A 19,066-nucleotide genomic window follows, 5' to 3' on the forward strand; every position below is an offset into this window, starting at 1 on the left:
CTCCTCACCTCGCGGACGGATCCGCTTCATATAGGGTGGCACGCGGCCAGGCATCGGTACAGGGTCCAAGCAGTCCAGTACAGATTTGCTACTGGTTGGCCGACGGCGGCCGGGCGACGCTCATCTCAGGACCCAATCCCAACTGAGGAGATGAAGATGAGCGCCAGGTCGATACCGTCAGTTGCCGCAGTCGTCGCCCTTGCCGCCGGCGCAGTACTCTCCGCGGCATCGGAGGCTGACGCCAGGCCACCGCGGACCACTGAGGACCAACTCGCCCAGAATTGCGCCAGTTCCGATGGGGTGTTCGAACGGGCACAAGGACAGTTCAAACCCAGGGACCGCTACTACAGCTGCAAGTACACGCTTGACGACGGTTCCCAGTCGCAGCATTGGTTCAGCAGCGCCGGCCAACCCACCCAGGTGTGCTACCGATTCAGCATCGACACGGCCTGGGTGTGTCACTAGCGGCGAAGGTCCGACCTCACACATCCGAACAAATCACCTTGTGAGACGCTCGCGGGGTGTTTGCACCGGCCTCACCTGCACGCGTGGCGGGGATCGCAGCCGGTTGTGTCGCCGACGCCGTGTTCGGTGACCCGCGGCGCGGCCATCCGGTGGCCGTCTTCGGCAGCGCCGCAGCGGCTTTGGAGCGTCGCACGTACGCGGACACACGTACGGCGGGATTGCTGCACACCGCCGCGCTGCTCGGCGTGCTGGCGGTGCTCGGGGTGGCGGCAGACCACGCCGCCCGGCGCCGGGGCGCGGTTCCGGTCGCGATGACGACGGCGGCGACGGTGTTCGTCGCGCTGGGCGGGACCTCGCTTTCCCGCGCCGGAAGCCGGATGGCCGGGCACCTGGACAGTGGCGACGTCGCAGCTGCGCGACGGCTGCTGCCGGCATTGTGCGGCCGCGATCCGTCGGTGCTCGACGAGGCCGGGCTCACCCGGGCGGCGGTGGAATCGGTCGCCGAGAACACCTCGGACGCGCACGTGGCACCTCTGCTCTGGACCGCCATCGGCGGCGTACCCGCGGTGCTGATCTACCGCGGCGCGAACACCCTCGACGCGATGATCGGCCACCGGTCCGCTCGCTATCTGCGGTTCGGTTGGGCGGCAGCACGTTTCGACGACGTCGCGAACTACCTGGCCGCGCGTGCGACCGCGGTCCTGGTGGCTGCGTGCGCGCCCGTTGTCGGCGGCTCTCCCGTGGCGGCGCTGCGCGCATGGCGGCGCGACGCCGGCCGTCATCCCAGCCCGAACGCCGGCGTGGCGGAAGCCGCCTTCGCCGGCGCGCTCGGGGTGCGGATCGGCGGGCCTACCCGGTACGCCGACCGGCGGGAGATCCGACCCACACTCGGCGACGGTCCACCGCCGCGGGTGGCCGATCTGCGGCGGGCGGTGCGGTTGTCCCGGGCCGTCCAAATCGCCGCTGCCGGTGCGGCGCTGGCGTTCAGCGTCGTCGGCCGTAGCGGTCGGCGAGCTTGTCCTCCGCCGTGAGCGGCGCGTCGGGCGCAGCGTGCGCCGCCTCCTGGGCGGCCTTCTCCCGCCTGCGCTGGCGCACCTCGGCGTAGACGAAGTAGCCCAACCCGATCGGCGCGATGATGCCGAATGCTATCCACTGGATTCCGTACGACAGGAACGGTCCGGCGTCCAGATGCGGCAGCGGTATCGCGCCGAGCCCGCCCGGCTGCTCCGCCTCGAGCTGCAGATACGAACCGGCCAGCGGCACCCCGGTGATCGCCGAGATCTGTTCGGTGTTGATCGAGTAGACCTGTTGGATGCCGTCCCGGCGGAACGGTTCCTTGCCCTGCGCCACCGACTCGGAGTCGCGTAACCGCGCGGCGATGGTCACCGTGTCGTCGGGCACGGGCGGAATCTCGGGCACCCCGGAGGCTTCCACCGGCCGGACGTATCCGCGGTCGACGAGAACGGTCGGCCCGCCGTCGACGGCGAAGGGCACCAATACCTCGAACGCCGGTTCGCCCTCCACCATTCGCAGCCGAGCGAGTACCTGGCCCTCCGGCAGGTAGCGCCCGCTGGCGGTGACGCGGCGCCACTGCGCATCGGGTGCCGCGGAATCCTGTTGCGGCAGAAGCGTTTCCACTGGAACCGGCTCGGCCTTCAGCGAGTTCGCGATCTGCGCGTTCTCCCGTGAGGTCTTGGTGTTCTTGCCCAGCTGCCACGGCGCGAGCACGGTGAAGCACAGATAGGCGAACGCGACCACCACGACGAACAGCGCCAGCCATGACGGCCGCAACAAGAATGTCCACCGGCGCATCAGCTCGCAAGCCCCCGGCCGGCAAGATGTTCGTCGACCCAGGCGTGCACACCCGGCAACGACGCTTCGATGACCGTGAAGACGGCCTCGAAGTCGGCGTGGTCGCCGTAGTACGGATCGTCGACGTCGAGGGGGTGGGCGCCCGACCGCGGGTCGAACGACCGAAGCATCCGGATCCGTTCGGTGGGCACGCCCAGATCCTTGAGTATCCGGACGTGGTTGCGGCCCAGTGCGATCACCAGATCGGCGGACATGTGGTCGTCGTCGACCTGGGCGGCCCGGTGGGCGGTCGGATAGCCGTGCTCACGCAGCACGTGGCTGGCCCGGCGGTCGGCGGGCTCACCGGCGTGCCAGCCGCCGGTGCCGGCGCTGGACACCCGGACGGCGTGACCCAGGCCGCGTTCGCCTATCTGGTGGGCGAACATCTTCTCCGCCATCGGGGACCGGCAGATGTTTCCCGAGCAGATGAACGTCACGTGCAGCGGTTCAGACACCGAGCACCTCACGGAGATCAGCCACCGTCGCGACGTGCGCCACCCCTTGGGCGGCGGCGGGATCGTCGAAATCGCCCGTTCCGTAACCCCATCCGACGACCACGGTGTCGATGCCGTGCGCGGCGGCGCCCTCGACGTCGTGGGAGCGGTCGCCGACCATCAGTTTGCGTTCGGGCAGACCGCCCAGTTGAGCGAGCGCATGTGCGACCACGTCGACCTTGGTCGCACGCGAGCCGTCGACACTGGCGCCGGCGATCACCTCGAAACAATCGGCGAGGCCGAAGTGGGCGAGGATTCGCTGTGCCGTCGGCTCGGCCTTGGAGGTGGCCACCGCCAGCCGGACGCCGGCCGCGCGCAGGTCGCAGAGGAGCGCGGGAATGCCGTCGAAGACGCGGTTCATCGCCCAGCCGCGGGCGACGTAGTCCGCGCGGTACGCCGCGATGGCGGCGTCGGTCTGGTCGCCGAGTCCGAGACGGCGCAGCGTGTGATGCATCGGCGGGCCGACGATCATGGTGGCCAGATCTCCGTCGGGTACCGCGGCGCCGACCGACCCGAGCGCATGGCGGAAACTCGAGACGATTCCCTGCGCCGAGTCGGTCAGGGTGCCGTCGAGGTCGAAGATCACCAGTTGGGGGCGGGTCGCCAGAGCGGTGGAGGCCAGCATGTCGGTCACGGGTCCATTCTCCCCGATCGCAGAACCCCGGCGGGCGGCGCACTAGTGTCGTGATGTGGCGAGACCTTTGCGTGCAGCCGCGCGCTACCACGGCGACCAGGCCGCGGAGCCCGGGATGCTGGACTTCGCCGTCAATGTCCGCGCCGACGCGCCGCCGTCGTGGCTGGTCGACCGGCTCGCCTCCCGGTTGCCCGACCTCGCCCGGTACCCGAGCCAGGCCGATGTGGAACGGGCGCTTGCGGCGGTCGCCGACCGGCACATGCGCGACGTGGCCGAGGTGGCGCTGCTTGCCGGGGCCGCCGAGGGGTTCGCGCTGCTGGCCGAGCTGCGGCCGCGACGGGCCGCCCTGATCGCGCCGTCGTTCACCGAACCGGAGGCGGCGCTGTCGGCGGCCGGGGTGCCGTTCGACCATGTGGTGCTCGAACCGCCGTACACCCTCGTTGCGGGCGCGGTGCCCGAGGACGCGGACCTCGTCGTGCTCGGCAACCCGACGAATCCCACGGGCGTTCTGCACGGGCGTGAGGAGGTGCTGGCGTTGCGTCGGCCCGGGCGCACCGTCGTGGTCGACGAGGCGTTCGCCGACGCGATTCCCGGCGAGCCGATGTCACTGGCTGCCGAGGCGCTGCCCGACGTGGTGGTGCTGCGCAGCCTGACCAAGACGTGGGCGTTGCCGGGGCTGCGGGCCGGGTACGCGCTGGGCCCGGCCGATGTGCTGGCACGGTTGACGGCGCGACGGCCGCACTGGCCGGTCGGCACACTGCAACTGGAGGCCATCGCCGCCTGCTGCGCACCCGAAGCGGTGGCGGAGGCCGACCGCGGCGCCCGCCGCCTGGTCGAGGTGCGCGCCGAGATGGTGGCGGGGTTGACTAGCATCGGCGTGCATGTCGTCAACGGTTCGGCGCCCTTCGTCCTGTTCTGTGTGCCGGATGCCGAGTTGATGCGAAAACACCTGGACGGCAGAGGCATTGCCGTGCGCCGCTGCGACACCTTCGTCGGGCTGGACGGCCGGTTCCTTCGGGCCGCCGTGCGCCCGGAGTGGCCGGTGCTCGTCGAGGCGATGGCCGAGGTGCTGCGGTGAGCGCGCGGCTGGCCGACATCATCGACGTGCTCGATGCGGCGTATCCGCCGGAGCTGGCACAGGACTGGGACTCGGTGGGCCTGGTCTGCGGCGACCCGTTGGAAACCGTCGAGACGGTCACCGTCGCCGTCGACGCGACCGCCGCGGTCGCCGCCGAGGTGCCCGATCGCGGGCTGTTGCTGGCGCACCATCCGCTGCTGCTGCGCGGGGTCGACACGGTCGCGGCCAGCACCGCCAAGGGCGCCCTGATCCACCAGATGATCCGGACCGGCCGGGCGTTGTTCACGGCGCACACCAACGCCGACTCGGCATCGCCTGGCGTCTCCGATGCGCTCGCCGAGACGCTGGGCCTGGCCGTCGAGGAGGTGCTCGACCCGGCCGGCGCGGGATCCGATTTGGACAAGTGGGTCGTTTTCGTGCCCGGAGAGAACTCGGAGGCGCTGCGGGAAGCCATGTTCGCCGCCGGCGCCGGCCGCATCGGCGACTATTCGCACTGCTGCTGGACCACGACCGGCACCGGACAGTTCCTGCCCCACGACGGCGCGTCGCCGGCGATCGGCACCCTCGGTGCGGTCGAACAGGTCTCCGAGGACCGCGTGGAGGTCATCGCCCCCGCTCGATTGCGGGCGCGCGTGCTCGCCGCGATGCGCGAAGCACATCCCTACGAGGAGCCCGCCTTCGACATCTTCGCGCTGGCACCGATCCCCGGGAATGTCGGGCTGGGACGAGTCGGCGTGCTGGCCCGCCCGGAGTCGTTGTCGGCGTTCGTTTCCCGCGTGCGCGACGCCCTGCCCGCAACGTCGTGGGGGGTGCGCGCGTCGGGCGACCCGGCGGCGACGGTGTCGCGGGTCGCGGTGTGTGGCGGAGCGGGGGACTCGCTGCTCGGCGCCGTCGCCCGCCGCGGCGTGGATGCGTATGTGACGTCGGACCTGCGGCACCATCCGGCCGACGAACACCGACGCGCCTCCGAAGTGGCGCTGATCGACGTCGCGCACTGGGCCAGTGAGTATCCGTGGTGCCGCCAGGCCGCCGACCTGCTGCGCACACACTTCGGCGATGCGCTGACCGTGCGGGTCTCCGACGTGCGCACCGACCCATGGAACGTCGAGAGATGAGGCATGAAAGCTGAAGTAGCTCAACAACAGTCGTTACTCGAGCTGGCCGAAATCGACGCCCAGTTGAGCCGTCTGGAGCACCGCGCCAAACATCTGGCCGAACGGCAGCGGCTGGAGGAGGTGCAGGCCGCGCACCGCGAGGCCAACGACCGGTTGGCTGCATTGCAGATCGCCATCGAGGACCTGGACGCGCAGGTCGCCAAGTACGAATCGGAGATCGACGCCGTGCGTCAGCGCGAGGAGCGCGATCGCGCGCTTCTCGCAGGCGGCACGGTCGATGCCAAACAGCTCACCGAGTTGCAGCACGAACTCGACACCCTCGAGCGCAGGCAGGCGGCGCTGGAGGACTCGCAGCTGGAGGTGATGGAGCGTCGCGAGGAACTGCAGAGCGAGCAGCAGACCGCGCTGGCCAACATCGATGAGCTGCAGAACGACCTGGGCGCCGCGCAGACGGCGTGCGACGAGGCGCGCACCGAACTCGACGGGCAGCGGCATCAGGCCATGTCGCGCCGCGACGAACTGGTCGCCGCGCTCGACTCCGACCTCGTTGCGCTCTACGAAAGACAGCGTGCCCGCGGCGGTGCGGGCGCCGGGCAGTTGCAGGGCCGCCGATGCGGAGCGTGCCGGATCGAGATCGACAAGGGCGAGCTGGCGCGGATTTCGGCCGCAGCCGAGGACGATGTGCTGCGGTGCCCGGAGTGCGGAGCGATCCTGTTGCGGGTCAAGGGGTTCGGCGCATGAGGGTCGTCGTCGAAGCGGACGGGGGTTCGCGGGGCAATCCCGGGCCGGCCGGCTATGGCTCTGTGGTCTGGTCGGCGGACCGTACCGCGGTGCTCGCCGAGAGCAAGGAGGCGATCGGCCGCGCCACCAACAACGTCGCCGAATATCGCGGACTGATCGCCGGACTCGGCGAGGCGGCCAGTCTGGGCGCGAACGAGGTTGACGTGTACATGGACTCCAAGCTCGTGGTGGAGCAGATGGCGGGGCGCTGGAAGGTCAAGCATCCCGACCTCGCCCCCCTGCACCGGCAGGCCCGCGACCTCGCCGCGCGCTTCGACCGGGTCACGTACACGTGGGTCCCGCGGGCGCAGAACAGCCACGCCGACCGGTTGGCGAACGAGGCGATGGACGCCTCGGCCGAATCACTCACCGGCCCAGCGCACGCCACGCCGCAGCAGGCTCCCAACCCGGTGGCGTGGACCGGGGCGCGGGGCGCACCGACCCGGTTTCTGCTGCTGCGGCACGGTCAGACCGAATTGTCCGTGCATCGGCGGTATTCGGGCCGCGGCAACCCGGCGCTGACCGACCTCGGGCGACGCCAGGCCGAAGCGGCCGCGCAATATCTGGGGCGCAAAGGCGGTATCGCCGCCGTCATCACCTCGCCGCTGCAGCGCGCGTATGACACCGCGACGGCGGCGGCCAAGGCGCTCGGCCTGGACGTGTCCGTCGACGACGACCTGATCGAGACCGACTTCGGAGCGTGGGAGGGGCTGACGTTCGCCGAAGCCGCCGAGCGGGATCCCGAGCTGCACCGGCGCTGGCTGCGGGACACGTCCACGGCACCGCCGCAGGGCGAGAGTTTCGACGCCGCCGCCGAGCGGGTCGGCAGGGCGAGGGCCCGGATCATCGCCGAACATGCCGGGGACACCGTGTTGGTGGTCTCGCACGTGACGCCGATCAAGACGCTTCTGCGCATGGCGCTCGACGGCGGCGCGAGCATCCTCTACCGGATTCATCTCGACCTGGCGTCGCTCTCGATCGTGGAGTTCTATCCCGACGGTGCCGCCTCGGTGCGGCTGGTCAACCAGACCGCCTACCTTGACGAGTCGTGAAGGTGGAGCCGCTCGCCGTGCGGCCCGAAGATCGTGATCGCCTCAACCGGCCCGTCGACCACCCCGAACCAGTGCGGGGTCCAGGTGGAAAACTCAACCGCCTCACCAGGTTTGACCGTGAAGTCGCGATCACCGAGGACCAGCCTGAGCTGACCGGACAGCACGTACATCCAGTCCTGGCCCTCATGCACCGGCAGTTCGGCGGGCGGGGTGCGGCGCCGGGCGCTGATTCTGATCTTGTACGCGTGCAGACCGCCCGCGGCCTGGCGCGTCAGTGGCCAGTACGTGATTCCGTGTGCGGTGTGAGATCCGCTGCGCACCCGGGGATCCTCGGCTTCCGGTGCGCGGAGTAGTTCGTCGGTGCTCACCGACAGCGCGGCGGCCAACCTCGGCAGGTGGTCCAGAGCGAGGCGGCGCTTACCGGATTCGAGTCGGCTCAGCGTCGACACGTCGATGTTCGACCGGCCCGCTACCTCTTCGAGGGTCAGGCCGCGCTGCATGCGTAGTTCGCGCAGCCTGCGCCGCACCTTCGCGTCGACGCTCTCTTCTGCTTTTGCCTGCATGGCAAGAAAGCTTGGCATCTCGTAAGCGTGGATGCAAGGTGGACGCATGGACACAGATTGGGATTGCGTCGTGGTCGGTGGCGGTGCGGCTGGACTGAGCGCCGGACTGGTGCTGGGCCGGGCTCGGCGGCGCACGCTGGTGATCGATTCCGGCGCGCAGAGCAACCTGGCCGCGCACGGTATCGGTGGACTGCTGGGGCACGACGGTCGGCCACCGGCGCAGCTGTACGCACTGGGGCGCCGGGAACTATCGGCGTATCCGAGCGTCGAGGTGCGGTCCGGTGACGTCGTCAGCGGTGAACGCATCGGGGGAGGCTTCGAGCTGCGCACCGCGGACGGCCGGATCGAGCGGACCCGGCGGGTGCTGTTGGCCACCGGCATGGAGTATCGGATCCCCGAGCTTCCGGGGCTGGCGGAGCTGTGGGGCCGGTCGGTGTTCCACTGCCCGTTCTGCCATGGCTGGGAGGTTCGCGACCAGCCGCTTGGCGTTCTGGCGCGTGGGGAGCGTGCGGTGCATTCGGCGCTGCTGTTGCGCATGTGGAGCGACGACGTGGTCCTGCTCACCGACGGGCCCGCCGATCTCGACGACGGGCAGCGGCGTCGGCTGATCGCCGCGGGCATCTCGATCGATGAGGGGGCGGTCGCCGAACTCGCCGCGCGGGACGGGGATTTGGAGGCCGTGGTGTTCGCCGACGGGAGTCGCCTTGCCCGGACGGGTCTGCTGGTCGCGACGACGCTGCATCAACGTTCGTCGCTCGCCGAGCAACTCGGCGCTGCGCAGGGCGACCCGACGCCGATTGCGCAGAATCCCGTTTACGTCGATGCGCTCTACCGCACCAGTGCGTCGGGCGTTTTCGCCGCCGGTGACCTCAGCGTGCAGATGCCGCAGGTGGCCGCCGCGGTCGCGGGAGGTTCGGCAGCGGCCGCCGCCGTGGTGCAGAGCCTGATCGAGGACGATCACCCAGTTGATGTTCCGGAAGGGAGCCGACATGTCAACGCCTGACGCCAAACAGCATTGGGAAGAGCGCTACAGCGAACAGGACCGCATCTGGAGCGGGCGGGCGAACATTCGTCTCGTCGACGTTGCGTCGGGCCTGAAGCCCGGCGTCGCACTGGATCTCGGCAGCGGCGAGGGCGGTGACGCGATGTGGCTGGCCGAACACCGATGGAAGGTGGTCGCCGTCGACATCTCCGACACCGCGCTGCGACGCGCCGCCGAAGACGCGGCCGCGCGTGGGGTGGGTGACCGGATCGACTTCCAACAGCACGACCTGTCGGAAAGCTTCCCGGAGGGTGACTTCGATCTGGTGAACGCGCAGTTCCTGCACTCCACTTTTCCGCTCGACCGGACGGCGATCTTCCAAGCGGCCGCGCGGGCCGTCCGACCGGGCGGGCTTCTACTGATCGTCGATCACAGCGGGCCGCCGCCGTGGGCGTCGCAGCTCGATGACCACCACCACCTGTTCACACCGCCCGACGAAGTCGTCGCGGAGCTGAATCTGCCCGAGGCCGAATGGGAGCCGGCTCGGATCGACACGCCGACGCGAGAGGTGACGACGCCGGACGGCGAGACAGCGACGTGGGTCGACAACGTGATCATGTTGCGTCGGCGCTAGCGGTCACGCCGCGTCGTGGAAGATCAGCCCAAGGGTGTACCGCTCACCCGAGCGCACCACCGACACACCGTGGCGGACCGGCGCGGCGGACCATCCGCGGGTCGACCGCACGGGCCGCTCGCGCGTGGTGAAGGCGTATCCGTGTCCGTGCGGCAGCAGCGTCGCGGTGCCGCGGGACTGGGCGCGGGCGCGTTGTTCGACCAGCATGAACTCCCCGCCGGTGTGGTCGACGCCCGGTTCGCTGAGGTTGATCACGACCTGTAGCGGAAACACCAAGTCGCCGTAGAGGTCTCGGTGCAGAGCATTCCAGTCGCCCGGGCCGTACTTGAGCAGGAGCGCCGTTGATTTCGTCTGGCCGGCGGCGTGGCACTGGTCGATCCAGTCGTCGAGGTTGTCCGGCCACGGGGCCGGTCGGCCCAACTTGCTCCACCAGTCGCGGGCGATCGGGAGCAGCCGCGGGTACAGCGCCTGCCTGAGCGCTTCGACCGGTTCGGGGTAGGGCCGGCGGAAGTAGCGGTATTCGCCCTGCCCGAAGCGATATCGAGCCATGTCGATGGTCGCGCGGAACATGTCGTCGGCGGGATAGAGGCTTCTGATCGCCGCAGCTTCACCGTTTGTGAGCAGCCGGGGAAGCAGGGCGCCGCCGGTTGCGTCGAGGTCAGCGGCGATGGTCTCCCAGTCGCCGGAGTCCACGCGAGTTCGCCATTTGGTCTCGGCCATATTGAGTAGACGCGCGGGATCGTGGATTCGTGAGACGGATCCATCCATTGGTGGAGTCGGTGGTGCCGGTCCTACTCGCGACGGATCAACTCGACCTTGACGAGGTCGAGAAAGGCATCGACCTCGTCCTCGTTGTATCGCCGCTTGCCGATCGGCGGCTTCGAGAACGCCACATCGTGGACATCGGCGGCAGTGAGGCGACCCACGGCGGTCGGCTCCCGCAGCGTTGCCTCGACACGCTCCAAGAAGGCGTCGACCTCGTCCTCGTCGTAGCCCCGCTTGAAGACAGGCGGCTTGGAGAACGCGACATCGTGTACCTGCTCGGCGGTGAGTCGGTCCTGGCCGGCAATGGGCTCGGCGGCGACGCGCGGCTCAGCCAGCTGGCGCTCCAACTCGGAAATCCTGTGCTCCGGGTCATCCTGGTCCACTCGAGAATCGTCCCACCGCTAGGCCCGTGGCGTCCACGGCGTCAGCCGGGGAAGCCACGCGGGCACGTTGTCGCGGTAGGTCTCGTACTGCTGCCCATAGGTGCGAACCAGGGTCGGTTCTTCGTACCAGCGCACGAACGACGCCGTGACGGCCCATGCGATCGCGGCGTAGACGACGAGCCACATGCTCGCGAACAGCACCGCCTGGCCGAGGATGGCCGTGATGAGACCGGCATACATCGGGTTGCGGACGAACCGGTTGAAGCCCGTCACGACCAGTCGTTCGGTTGGCGCGACGGGCATCGGAGTGCCACCGGCTCTTACGAATTCGATGAACGCGTGGATGGGCGGGATCAGGCCGACGACGATCAACACGCCGCCCAGTGCCACACGCCACCCCGAAACGGGTGATCAGCCACGGGCCGAGCCCGACGAAGCTGCCGGGTGCGACCACGAAGAACGCCGCAGAGCTGATCGCGGCGGCCGGTTTTCGCACTCAGCCAGTATGGGCGGGGAAGTCCGTCAATTGGGTGAGCCGCACGCTGTTGCCGGACGGGTCGCGGAAGCCGGAATCAATGCCGTACGGCATCTGGTGCGGCTCCTCGGTGAACTCCACCCCGCGAGTTCTCAGGTCCTCGAAGGAGCGACGGCAGTCGTCGGTGGTGAGGAACACCGTGCCGGCGAACCCCTTCGCGGTGAGATCGAGCACCTGCTGGCGGGTGGCTTCGTCCATCACCGGCGCGCCGGGGACGGCCATCAAGACCAGCGAAAAGTCGTCCTGCCCTGGCGGGCCGACCGTCAGCCACCGGAACGGCGTGTTCCCATCGGGAAGCGAAACATCCTGGCGCACTTCCATTCCGACCTTTTCGGTCCAGAACTTCAATGCCACATCCTGGTCGTGAACCCATATCTGGGCGCTCGCGATTCTCAACATGAGCACGACGCTACGACGCCGGTCGCGGGCCCGTCTTCTCCCCGTGTGCTGTCTTGCGGACCCGACTGTCGGCGGGCTGGCGGGTGTCGCGTTTGAGAATGCAGCTGGGCACCCGGGCGTGCACGGCCGCCGGCGGCAGGCTGGCGCGGTAGGCCGCCGGCGGCTTGCCGTACACCCGGGCGAATGAGGTGGTGAACGATCCGACGCTGGCCAGCCCGACCATCACACAGATATCGGCCACCGAGCGGTCCGTGTACCGCAACAGAGCCGCCGCCCGCTCCAGCCGCCGGGTCTGCAGATAGGAATGCGGCGATTCGCCGAAGGTTCGGGTGAACATCCGGCTGAAATGCGCCCGCGACAAGCCGGCCGCGGCGGCCAGGTCGTCGACGGTGATGGGCTCGGCATAGCGCGCGTCGACCAGGTCTTTGGCGCGCATGAGATAGCGCGCCGGAGGAAGCTGCGCCATGGGCACAAGTATGTCGAACTCGCGGAACAGCGGCGACTGGCAGTACGTTGTATGCGCGGATGAGTTGGCCGGGCGGCCGCGGAGTCGAGGTTCGCCTCGGTTTCGAGGAAAGTCCGGACTTCACAGAGCAGGGTGATTGCTAACGGCAATCCGAGGTGACTCGCGGGAAAGTGCCACAGAAAACAGACCGCCACCGGTGACGGTGGTAAGGGTGAAACGGTGCGGTAAGAGCGCACCAGCATTCCGGGTGACCGGAGTGGCTAGGCAAACCCCACCCGAAGCAAGGCCAAGAAGGCCGCAACCCGGTTGCGGCCGCGCAGGCGTTCGAGGGTTGCTCGCCCGAGCCTGCGGGTAGGCCGCTCGAGGCACCCGGCGACGGTGTGTCCAGATGGATGGTCGCCACCTCGCCGCCGCGGTCAGCTGCGGTGGTGAGGGACAGAATCCGGCTTACAGGCCAACTCATCCGCCTCGCCGGCCGCTCACCGCGCCTTGCGCACCGCCTTGGCCAGCTTCGTCAACGCGCCGTCCAACTGCTCGCGCGCGCGTTGGGCGACCTCGACCTCCTGCTGGTAGAGCAGGCCGTAAGTGAACGTGTCTTCGCCTGCGGCGTGCGCGGCTTCGGCCTGCTGGGCCAGATGAGTCCGGCTGACCACGCTGTCCTGATGGTCGCCGAGCAGCGACTGAACGGCTTTGGCCCGATCCGACACCTTGGCCGCGCCGGTCGCTGCGGCGGTGTAGCGAAGACGCTTGGCGCCCTTGCGGATTCGATGCAGTGCTTCATCCTTTTCGGCGTCCGCCTCGGCGGCGGCCTTGGCCGCTTTGCGGACCCGCTTGTAGGCCGCGTCGATTGTCGCCTGGCCGCGCTCCTCTTCGTCCCGCGGCGCCGGTTCGGCGGCGACGAGGCCTTCGAGCGCGTCGAGAAGCCGGAAGTAGCGCTGCGAGCGCATCGCGATCAGCGACCGGCGCAGCCCGGCCGCATAGCGTCGGTTGGCGCCGTCGACCAGCCTTTCCCGCACCGGGCCGCGGACCAGTTCCTCGGACAGCTCATCGAGCGCCTGCTCGTAGCGTTCGGCCAGCACTTCCGCGTCGCGCGCCACGCCGAGGATCGCGGCGAGCTGCCGGAGTTCGTCGAGGATCCAGGCGTCGTCGGAGATGCCGAACGCCTCCCGTGACGACTGCAGAAGGCTGCGAATCTTGCGCGTCGTCACCCGCATCTGGTGCACCGAGTCGTCGACGTCGGCGCGCACCGCACGGTCCCACTCGATCAGCTCCTCCACCTGTTCGGCCACCGCCCGGTGCACCGGGTCGGCCGGTCGCGGGACCGCCTCGGGTTGAGACGACTCGGCCAGGACACGGGCCAGTTTGGAACCGCTGGCCGCGGGTGCGGCCCGCGCGTCGATCAGTCGGTTGGACAACCGGTCGAGCAGTTCACGGTCGGCGCCGTCGGTCAGCTCGAGTTCCCATTCGCGCCACCTCTGCTCGGGGCCGCCCGGCTCGGCCGCAGCGGTCACCTCGTCGTCGCAGAATTCCGCGGTCGGCGTCCCGTCGGGACCGTAGAGCAGGTCGACGGTGCGCCGCGTCGAGATGCGCGCGACCGGCCCCAGCGGGCGGTCGCGCACGATGGACAGCACGACGTCACGCAGCGTCGCGGGCACCTCATCCTCTTCGCCGAGGGGCTCTCTGACCTCGGTGCGGGCATCGGGACCGGCCGGAAGTTTGAGATGCCAGCCGGCGTCCGCGCCACCGGTGCGGCGGCGCAGCGTGATGCGTCGTGCCGCCAGCGCGTGGTCCGGGGTGTCGAAGTACACGGCTTCCAGCCGGTGCACCGGTGCGCGTTCTACGCGCACCACCGACGACAAACCGTCGAATGACGGTGACACGGTCGAATCGACGACATCGAACTTGCGCTCGACCTCGAGATGCCGCGATGACTTGTCGTTGGATTTGCCCATGGTGCGAGACAGATTGCCACACGCGGGTGAACACGGGGGAAGGGTCCCGAGGATGAGAAAGATAGGGTCCACCTGTGACCGATTACGAAACGCTGACCTTCGAGCAGACCGGTGCGATCGCCCGTATCACGCTGAACCGGCCGGACGCGGCAAACGGCATGAACGGCACCATGACTCGTGAGCTGGCCGGCGCCGCCAAGAAATGCGATACCGACACGACCAAGGTCGTCGTGCTCACCGGGTCGGGCCGGTTCTTCTGCGCCGGTGGAGATTTGAAGTCGTTCGCGTCAGCGCCGGACCGGGGCGCTCACATCAAGGGCGTCGCCGACGATCTGCACCGCGCGATCTCGACGTTCGCACGGATGAACGCGATCCTGATCACCGCGGTCAACGGTACCGCCGCGGGCGCGGGGTTCTCGATCGCCGTGACGGGCGATCTGGTGCTGGCCGCAGAGTCCGCGTCGTTCACGATGGCCTACACCCGGGTGGGCTTGAGCCCCGACGGCAGCGCGTCGTATTACCTGCCACGGCTCATCGGGATCACCAAGACCAAGGAGCTCATGCTGACCAACCGCACTCTCTCCGCGCAGGAGGCATCGGCGTGGGGTTTGGTCACGGAGGTGGTTCCCGACGCGGAGTTGGCCGACCGGGCCGCGAAGCTCGCCGATCAAATGGCCGCCACCGCAGCCGGTTCCAACGGCGGCATCAAGCAGCTGCTGCTCGGGACGTTCAAGAACGGGCTCGAGGAGCAGATGGAATTCGAGAGCCGGCTCATCGCCGAACGCGCGGTTTCCAGCGACGGCGTCGAGGGCGTCGACGCCTTTCTGGCCAAGCGCAAGCCGGAGTTTCAGTAGCGCGAGCTGGCGCGAAGTGCCCTGTTTTCGCGCCGAAAGTGGGCAGTTCGCGTCTGTTCGCGCAAAGGAGCTAGAACGAGTGCTCGTCGGCGGGAAACACCCCGCCCGCCACCTCGTCGGCATATTGCTCTGCGGCACGGCGGAGTTCACCGCCGACATCGCCGAAGCGCTTGACGAACTTGGCGGTCTTGCCGTTGGTCATGCCAGCCATGTCCTGCCAGACCAGCACCTGCGCGTCGCAGTTCGGGCCCGCGCCGATTCCGATGGTGGGGATCGTCAGCTTGCCGGTGATCTGGGTGGCCAGTTCGGCCGGCACCATCTCCATCACGACGGAGAAGGCGCCCGCTTCCTGCACGGCGATGGCGTCGTGAATGGTTTGCTCGGCGGCGTCGCCGCGGCCCTGGACGCGGAACCCGCCCAGCCCGTTGACGCTCTGCGGTGTGAACCCGATGTGCGCCATGACCGGGATGCCGGCCGCAGTCAGCGTCGCGATCTGATCTGCCACGCGCTCGCCGCCCTCGAGCTTGACCGCGTGCGCACCGGTCTCCTTCAAGAACCGGGTGGCCGTGGAAAGCGCCTGTGCAGCGCCGGCTTCGTAGCTGCCGAACGGCAGGTCGGCCACGACCAGCGCGTGCGGGGCGCCGCGCACCACACCGCGCACCAGCGGGATGAGCTCGTCGATGCTCACGGGCACGGTCGTGTCATAGCCGTAGACGACGTTGGCGGCCGAATCGCCGACCAACAGCACCGGGATGCCGGCGTCGTCGAAGATGCGCGCGGTCGAGTAGTCGTAGGCGGTGAGCATCGCCCACTTGTGGCCTTCGGCCTTCCATTTGTGCAGATGCAGCGTTCGTACTTTGGTCCGCGGTGCGGACGATTCAGGAGTAGTGCGCGGCTTATCGGTGGCAGCGCCGTAGACGGTCTGCTCAGACATCGATGTCCCCCAAGCGGGTGAGTCGGGTCGAATCCTCGAGGCCGAAATCGGTCCCCGGGTTCGTCTGACGCCCCCAGTCTGCCACTTCGCGCGCTAGACAGTGAAAGCCCTGTTGAGTGGATTTCCTCACACCGGCCGTCGGCGGGCATAACATCGGCGCATGCAACGGCTCAGCGGGCTCGACGCCAGTTTCCTGTACCTCGAAACCGCGCAGCAGCCGCTGCATGTGTGTTCGATACTCGAACTCGACACCTCGACGATGCCCGGCGGTTACACCTTCGATCGTTTCAAGGATGCGCTCAACCAGCGGATCAAGGCGATGCCGGAGTTCCGCGAGAAGCTGGCCGACAGCCGCTTCAACCTCGACCATCCGGTGTGGGTGGAAGACAAGGACTTCGACGTCGACCGCCATCTACACCGCATCGGCCTGCCGGCGCCGGGTGGCCGCCGCGAGCTCGCCGAGATCTGCGGCCACCTCGCATCGCTGCCGCTCGACCGCACCCGTCCGCTGTGGGAGAAGTGGGTGATCGAGAACGTCGAGGGCACCGATCCGCAGGCCTGCGGGCGGCTCGTCGTGATGACCAAGGTGCACCACGCCGGGGTCGACGGGGTCACCGGCGCCAGCCTGATGTCCCAGTTGTGCAGCACCGAGCCGGACGCACCGCCGCCCGATCCGGTCGACGGTCCCGGCGACGCGAACTCCCTGGAGATCGCGGTCACCGGTGCGGTCAAGTTCGCGACCCGGCCGCTGAAGCTGGTCAACGCGCTGCCGATGACGCTGTCGTCGGTGGTCGACACCGTCCGCCGCGCCCGCTCCGGGCTTTCGATGGCACCCCCGTTCGTCGCGCCGAGGACGGCGTTCAACACCAACGTGACCGGGCACCGCAACATCGCGTTCACGAAGCTCGATCTCGAGGACGTCAAGACCGTGAAGAACCATTTCGGGGTCAAGCTCAACGACGTGGTGATGGCGCTGGTGTCCGGTGTGCTGCGCAAGTTCCTGGCCGACCGTGGGGAATTGCCGGAGAACTCGCTCGTCGCGATGGTGCCGGTCTCGGTGCACGACAAGTCCGATCGGCCGGGCCGCAACCAGGTGTCGGGCATGTTTTCACGCCTGGAGACGCACATCGACGACCCGGCGGCCCGACTCAAATCCATCGCCGAAGCGAATTCTGTTGCCAAACAACACAGTTCGGCCATCGGGGCCACCCTGCTGCAGGACTGGACACAGTTCGCCGCCCCCGCGGTGTTCGGTGTCGCGATGCGGGTCTACGCCGCGAGCCGGTTGAGCGGCGCCAGGCCGGTGCACAACCTCGTCGTCTCCAACGTCCCGGGCCCTCAGGTACCGCTGTACTACTTGGGCTGCGAGGCCAAGGCGATGTACCCGCTGGGGCCGATCTTCCACGGCTCGGGGCTGAACATCACCGTCATGTCGTTGACCGGGTCGCTGAACGTCGGCATCGTGGCGTGCCCGGAGTTGCTGCCCGATCTGTGGGACATGGCCGACGACTTCTCCGCGGCGCTCGACGAGTTGCTGGCCGCCACGCGATAGTGGCCTAGCCAGCGCCGATGGGTGGTCATGGCAGCATGTGGAGCCATGAACGCCAAGATCGGGGTCCTCGCGGCCACTGTGTTGTTCGCGGCCACCGGTTGCAGCCAGCTGGTCGACGGCCGCGCCGTCGTCGCGGTGCCTGCGCCCGGTACCCCGATCGAATGGCGGGCGTGCCAGACCGAGAAGACCGACGAGTCGCGGGTTCCGGCGGGCGCCGAGTGCGGGATGCTGTCGGTGCCGGTGGATTACGACAAGCCCGACGGTGACGTCGCCCGCATCGCGATGATCCGGTTCAAGGCGACCGGCGACAAGATCGGCTCCCTGATCATCAATCCCGGCGGGCCGGGGGAGTCCGGCGTGGAAGCCGCTGCGAGCCTGGTCGGCTCGCTGCCCGAGTCGGTGCGCCAGCGTTTCGATCTGGTCGGCTTCGATCCCCGCGGCGTCGCCAACTCCACCCCGGCACTGTGGTGCAACTCGGACGCCGACAACGACCGGTTGCGGGCCGAACCTCAGGTCGACTACTCACCGGAGGGCGTCGCCGAGATCGAGAAGGAGACCAAGGCGTTCGTCCAACGCTGTGTGGACAAGATGGGCGAGGAGTTCCTCGCCAACGTCGGAACCGTCGACGTGGCCAAGGATCTCGAGGCGATGCGAGAGGCGCTCGGCGACGAGAAGCTGACCTACCTGGGCTATTCGTACGGCACCCGGATCGGTGCCACCTACGCGGAGAACTACCCCGACAAGGTGCGGGCGATGGTGCTCGACGGCGCGGTGGACCCCAACGCCGATCCGATCGAGGCCAACGTCCGGCAGGCCGCCGCGTTCCAGACCGCGTTCAACGACTACGCCGCCGACTGCGCGAAGAGCCCGACGTGTCCGCTGGGCACCGACCCGGCCAAGGCCACCGACGTCTACCACAGCCTGGTCGACCCGCTGGTGGAGCAACCGCTCGAGACGCGGGACCCGCGCGGCCTCAGCTATTCCGACGCGATCGTGGGCACCATCCTGCCGCTGTACTCGCCGAACCTATGGCGCCATCTCACCCAGGCGCTGAGCGAAATGAAGAGGGGCACCGGCGACACCATGCTCGCGCTGGCCGACCTGTACATGGGCCGCGACGAGCAGGGCCACTACAACAACTCCACCGACGCGCGAGTCGCGGTGAACTGCGTCGACAAGCCCGCGGTCACCGACCGCGCCAAGGCCGTCGAGGAGGACCGGCGGGTCCGGGAGGCCGCGCCGTTCATGAGCTACGGCGAGTTCACCGGACACGCCCCGCTGAGCACGTGCGCCTTCTGGCCGGTGCCGCCCACCAGCAAACCGCACGAGATCGAGGTGAGCGGGCTGGCGCCGACACTCGTGGTGTCGACGACCAACGACCCTGCAACGCCGTATCAGGCCGGTGTGGAACTGGCCGACCAACTCGGCGGCACGCTGGTGACGTTCGAGGGAACGCAGCACACGGTGGTATTCCAGGGCAACCAGTGCGTCGACGACATCGCCGCGCGCTATCTCGTCGACCTGACGTTGCCGGCGCCGGGCACCACGTGTTCATCTGCCTGATCACGGCCCGGTCAC

21 protein-coding genes, 1 other RNA gene and 2 pseudogenes are annotated in these 19,066 nt (G+C 68.7%); 12 read left to right on the plus strand and 12 right to left on the minus strand.

The annotated features are described in order from the left end of the window. Positions 1–156 precede the first annotated feature (156 nt). A complete protein-coding gene (locus AU188_RS25245; protein WP_156426598.1) occupies positions 157–465 on the plus strand; it encodes a hypothetical protein in 309 nt (102 codons plus the stop codon). Between the two features lie 56 nt (positions 466–521). Further along, on the plus strand, positions 522–1,496 hold the full coding sequence (locus AU188_RS06705) for a cobalamin biosynthesis protein (protein ID WP_059162962.1): 975 nt from the start codon (positions 522–524) through the stop codon (positions 1,494–1,496). Here the strand turns inward: AU188_RS06705 and AU188_RS06710 are convergent. The 3 genes from AU188_RS06710 to AU188_RS06720 are packed head-to-tail and all read right to left on the minus strand — an operon-like array spanning position 1,450 to position 3,435. Next, a complete protein-coding gene (locus AU188_RS06710; RefSeq protein ID WP_059162963.1) occupies positions 1,450–2,277 on the minus strand; it encodes an SURF1 family cytochrome oxidase biogenesis protein in 828 nt (275 codons plus the stop codon). The genes AU188_RS06705 and AU188_RS06710 overlap by 47 nt on opposite strands. Then, positions 2,277–2,771 carry a low molecular weight protein-tyrosine-phosphatase gene (locus AU188_RS06715; protein ID WP_059162964.1) on the minus strand — a complete coding sequence of 165 codons (495 nt, stop codon included), beginning with the start codon at positions 2,769–2,771 and terminating at the stop codon, positions 2,277–2,279. The genes AU188_RS06710 and AU188_RS06715 overlap by 1 nt, the downstream gene beginning before the upstream one ends. Further along, on the minus strand, positions 2,764–3,435 hold the full coding sequence (locus AU188_RS06720; RefSeq protein WP_059163045.1) for an HAD hydrolase-like protein: 672 nt from the start codon (positions 3,433–3,435) through the stop codon (positions 2,764–2,766). Before AU188_RS06720 ends, AU188_RS06715 begins: the two co-directional genes overlap by 8 nt. A gap of 64 nt (positions 3,436–3,499) precedes the next feature. Here AU188_RS06720 and cobC point away from each other — a divergent pair, with 64 nt between their 5' ends. The 4 genes from cobC to AU188_RS06740 are packed head-to-tail and all read left to right on the plus strand — an operon-like array spanning position 3,500 to position 7,469. Next, the gene (cobC, locus tag AU188_RS06725; protein WP_059162965.1) at positions 3,500–4,522 is read left to right on the plus strand and encodes an Rv2231c family histidinol phosphate aminotransferase CobC; all 1,023 of its coding nucleotides are present in this window, start codon (positions 3,500–3,502) and stop codon (positions 4,520–4,522) included. After that, positions 4,519–5,637 (plus strand): Nif3-like dinuclear metal center hexameric protein, encoded by a 1,119-nt coding sequence (locus AU188_RS06730; RefSeq protein WP_059162966.1) that lies wholly within the window; start codon positions 4,519–4,521, stop codon positions 5,635–5,637. The genes cobC and AU188_RS06730 overlap by 4 nt, the downstream gene beginning before the upstream one ends. A gap of 3 nt (positions 5,638–5,640) precedes the next feature. Next, on the plus strand, positions 5,641–6,378 hold the full coding sequence (locus tag AU188_RS06735; protein ID WP_059162967.1) for a zinc ribbon domain-containing protein: 738 nt from the start codon (positions 5,641–5,643) through the stop codon (positions 6,376–6,378). Next, on the plus strand, positions 6,375–7,469 hold the full coding sequence (locus AU188_RS06740; RefSeq protein WP_059162968.1) for a bifunctional RNase H/acid phosphatase: 1,095 nt from the start codon (positions 6,375–6,377) through the stop codon (positions 7,467–7,469). The genes AU188_RS06735 and AU188_RS06740 overlap by 4 nt, the downstream gene beginning before the upstream one ends. Here AU188_RS06740 and AU188_RS06745 read toward each other — a convergent pair. Next, complete coding sequence (locus tag AU188_RS06745) at positions 7,451–8,032, minus strand: helix-turn-helix domain-containing protein (protein ID WP_059162969.1); 582 nt, start codon at positions 8,030–8,032, stop codon at positions 7,451–7,453. The genes AU188_RS06740 and AU188_RS06745 overlap by 19 nt on opposite strands. 46 nt (positions 8,033–8,078) lie before the next feature. On the opposite strand from AU188_RS06745, the gene AU188_RS06750 reads away from it, so the two are divergent. Then, a complete protein-coding gene (locus AU188_RS06750) occupies positions 8,079–9,035 on the plus strand; it encodes an NAD(P)/FAD-dependent oxidoreductase (RefSeq protein ID WP_059162970.1) in 957 nt (318 codons plus the stop codon). After that, complete coding sequence (locus AU188_RS06755; protein ID WP_059162971.1) at positions 9,022–9,648, plus strand: class I SAM-dependent methyltransferase; 627 nt, start codon at positions 9,022–9,024, stop codon at positions 9,646–9,648. The genes AU188_RS06750 and AU188_RS06755 overlap by 14 nt, the downstream gene beginning before the upstream one ends. 3 nt (positions 9,649–9,651) lie before the next feature. Here AU188_RS06755 and AU188_RS06760 read toward each other — a convergent pair whose 3' ends face one another. From AU188_RS06760 to AU188_RS06780, 6 genes and pseudogenes are all read right to left on the minus strand, one after another. After that, positions 9,652–10,368 (minus strand): 2OG-Fe(II) oxygenase, encoded by a 717-nt coding sequence (locus AU188_RS06760; protein WP_059162972.1) that lies wholly within the window; start codon positions 10,366–10,368, stop codon positions 9,652–9,654. An 80-nt stretch (positions 10,369–10,448) separates the two neighbouring features. After that, positions 10,449–10,574 (minus strand): annotated as a pseudogene (locus AU188_RS25700) (DivIVA domain-containing protein); the annotation flags it as partial. A gap of 15 nt (positions 10,575–10,589) precedes the next feature. Next, positions 10,590–10,718 (minus strand): annotated as a pseudogene (locus tag AU188_RS25945) (DivIVA domain-containing protein); the annotation flags it as partial. 96 nt (positions 10,719–10,814) lie between these two features. Beyond that, positions 10,815–11,186, minus strand: a complete 372-nt coding sequence (locus tag AU188_RS06770; protein WP_286137336.1) for a methyltransferase family protein — start codon at positions 11,184–11,186, stop codon at positions 10,815–10,817. 106 nt (positions 11,187–11,292) lie between these two features. Next, positions 11,293–11,730, minus strand: coding sequence for a VOC family protein (locus AU188_RS06775; protein ID WP_059163047.1), 438 nt, complete (start codon positions 11,728–11,730; stop codon positions 11,293–11,295). 10 nt (positions 11,731–11,740) lie between these two features. Then, complete coding sequence (locus AU188_RS06780) at positions 11,741–12,196, minus strand: helix-turn-helix transcriptional regulator (protein WP_059162973.1); 456 nt, start codon at positions 12,194–12,196, stop codon at positions 11,741–11,743. Positions 12,197–12,256: 60 nt separating this feature from the next. Here AU188_RS06780 and rnpB point away from each other — a divergent pair. Then, positions 12,257–12,662, plus strand: an RNA gene (gene rnpB / locus AU188_RS07200) — RNase P RNA component class A. Positions 12,663–12,675: 13 nt separating this feature from the next. Here rnpB and AU188_RS06785 read toward each other — a convergent pair. Further along, positions 12,676–14,148: a CYTH and CHAD domain-containing protein gene (locus AU188_RS06785; RefSeq protein WP_059162974.1), complete on the minus strand. Its 1,473-nt coding sequence runs from the start codon at positions 14,146–14,148 to the stop codon at positions 12,676–12,678. A 74-nt stretch (positions 14,149–14,222) separates the two neighbouring features. Between AU188_RS06785 and AU188_RS06790 the strand changes: the two genes are divergently transcribed. Next, on the plus strand, positions 14,223–15,002 hold the full coding sequence (locus tag AU188_RS06790; protein ID WP_059162975.1) for an enoyl-CoA hydratase/isomerase family protein: 780 nt from the start codon (positions 14,223–14,225) through the stop codon (positions 15,000–15,002). Between the two features lie 70 nt (positions 15,003–15,072). Here AU188_RS06790 and panB read toward each other — a convergent pair whose 3' ends face one another. After that, complete coding sequence (panB, locus tag AU188_RS06795) at positions 15,073–15,936, minus strand: 3-methyl-2-oxobutanoate hydroxymethyltransferase (protein ID WP_059162976.1); 864 nt, start codon at positions 15,934–15,936, stop codon at positions 15,073–15,075. A 160-nt stretch (positions 15,937–16,096) separates the two neighbouring features. On the opposite strand from panB, the gene AU188_RS06800 reads away from it, so the two are divergent. Both AU188_RS06800 and AU188_RS06805 read left to right on the plus strand, forming a co-directional pair. Further along, positions 16,097–17,488, plus strand: coding sequence for a WS/DGAT/MGAT family O-acyltransferase (locus AU188_RS06800; RefSeq protein WP_059162977.1), 1,392 nt, complete (start codon positions 16,097–16,099; stop codon positions 17,486–17,488). A gap of 45 nt (positions 17,489–17,533) precedes the next feature. After that, a complete protein-coding gene (locus AU188_RS06805; RefSeq protein WP_216636172.1) occupies positions 17,534–19,051 on the plus strand; it encodes an alpha/beta hydrolase in 1,518 nt (505 codons plus the stop codon). Positions 19,052–19,066: the final 15 nt, after the last annotated feature.

The organism is Mycobacterium sp. IS-3022, assembly GCF_001500065.1.
In the GTDB taxonomy this organism is placed as follows: Bacteria; Actinomycetota; Actinomycetes; order Mycobacteriales; family Mycobacteriaceae; genus Mycobacterium.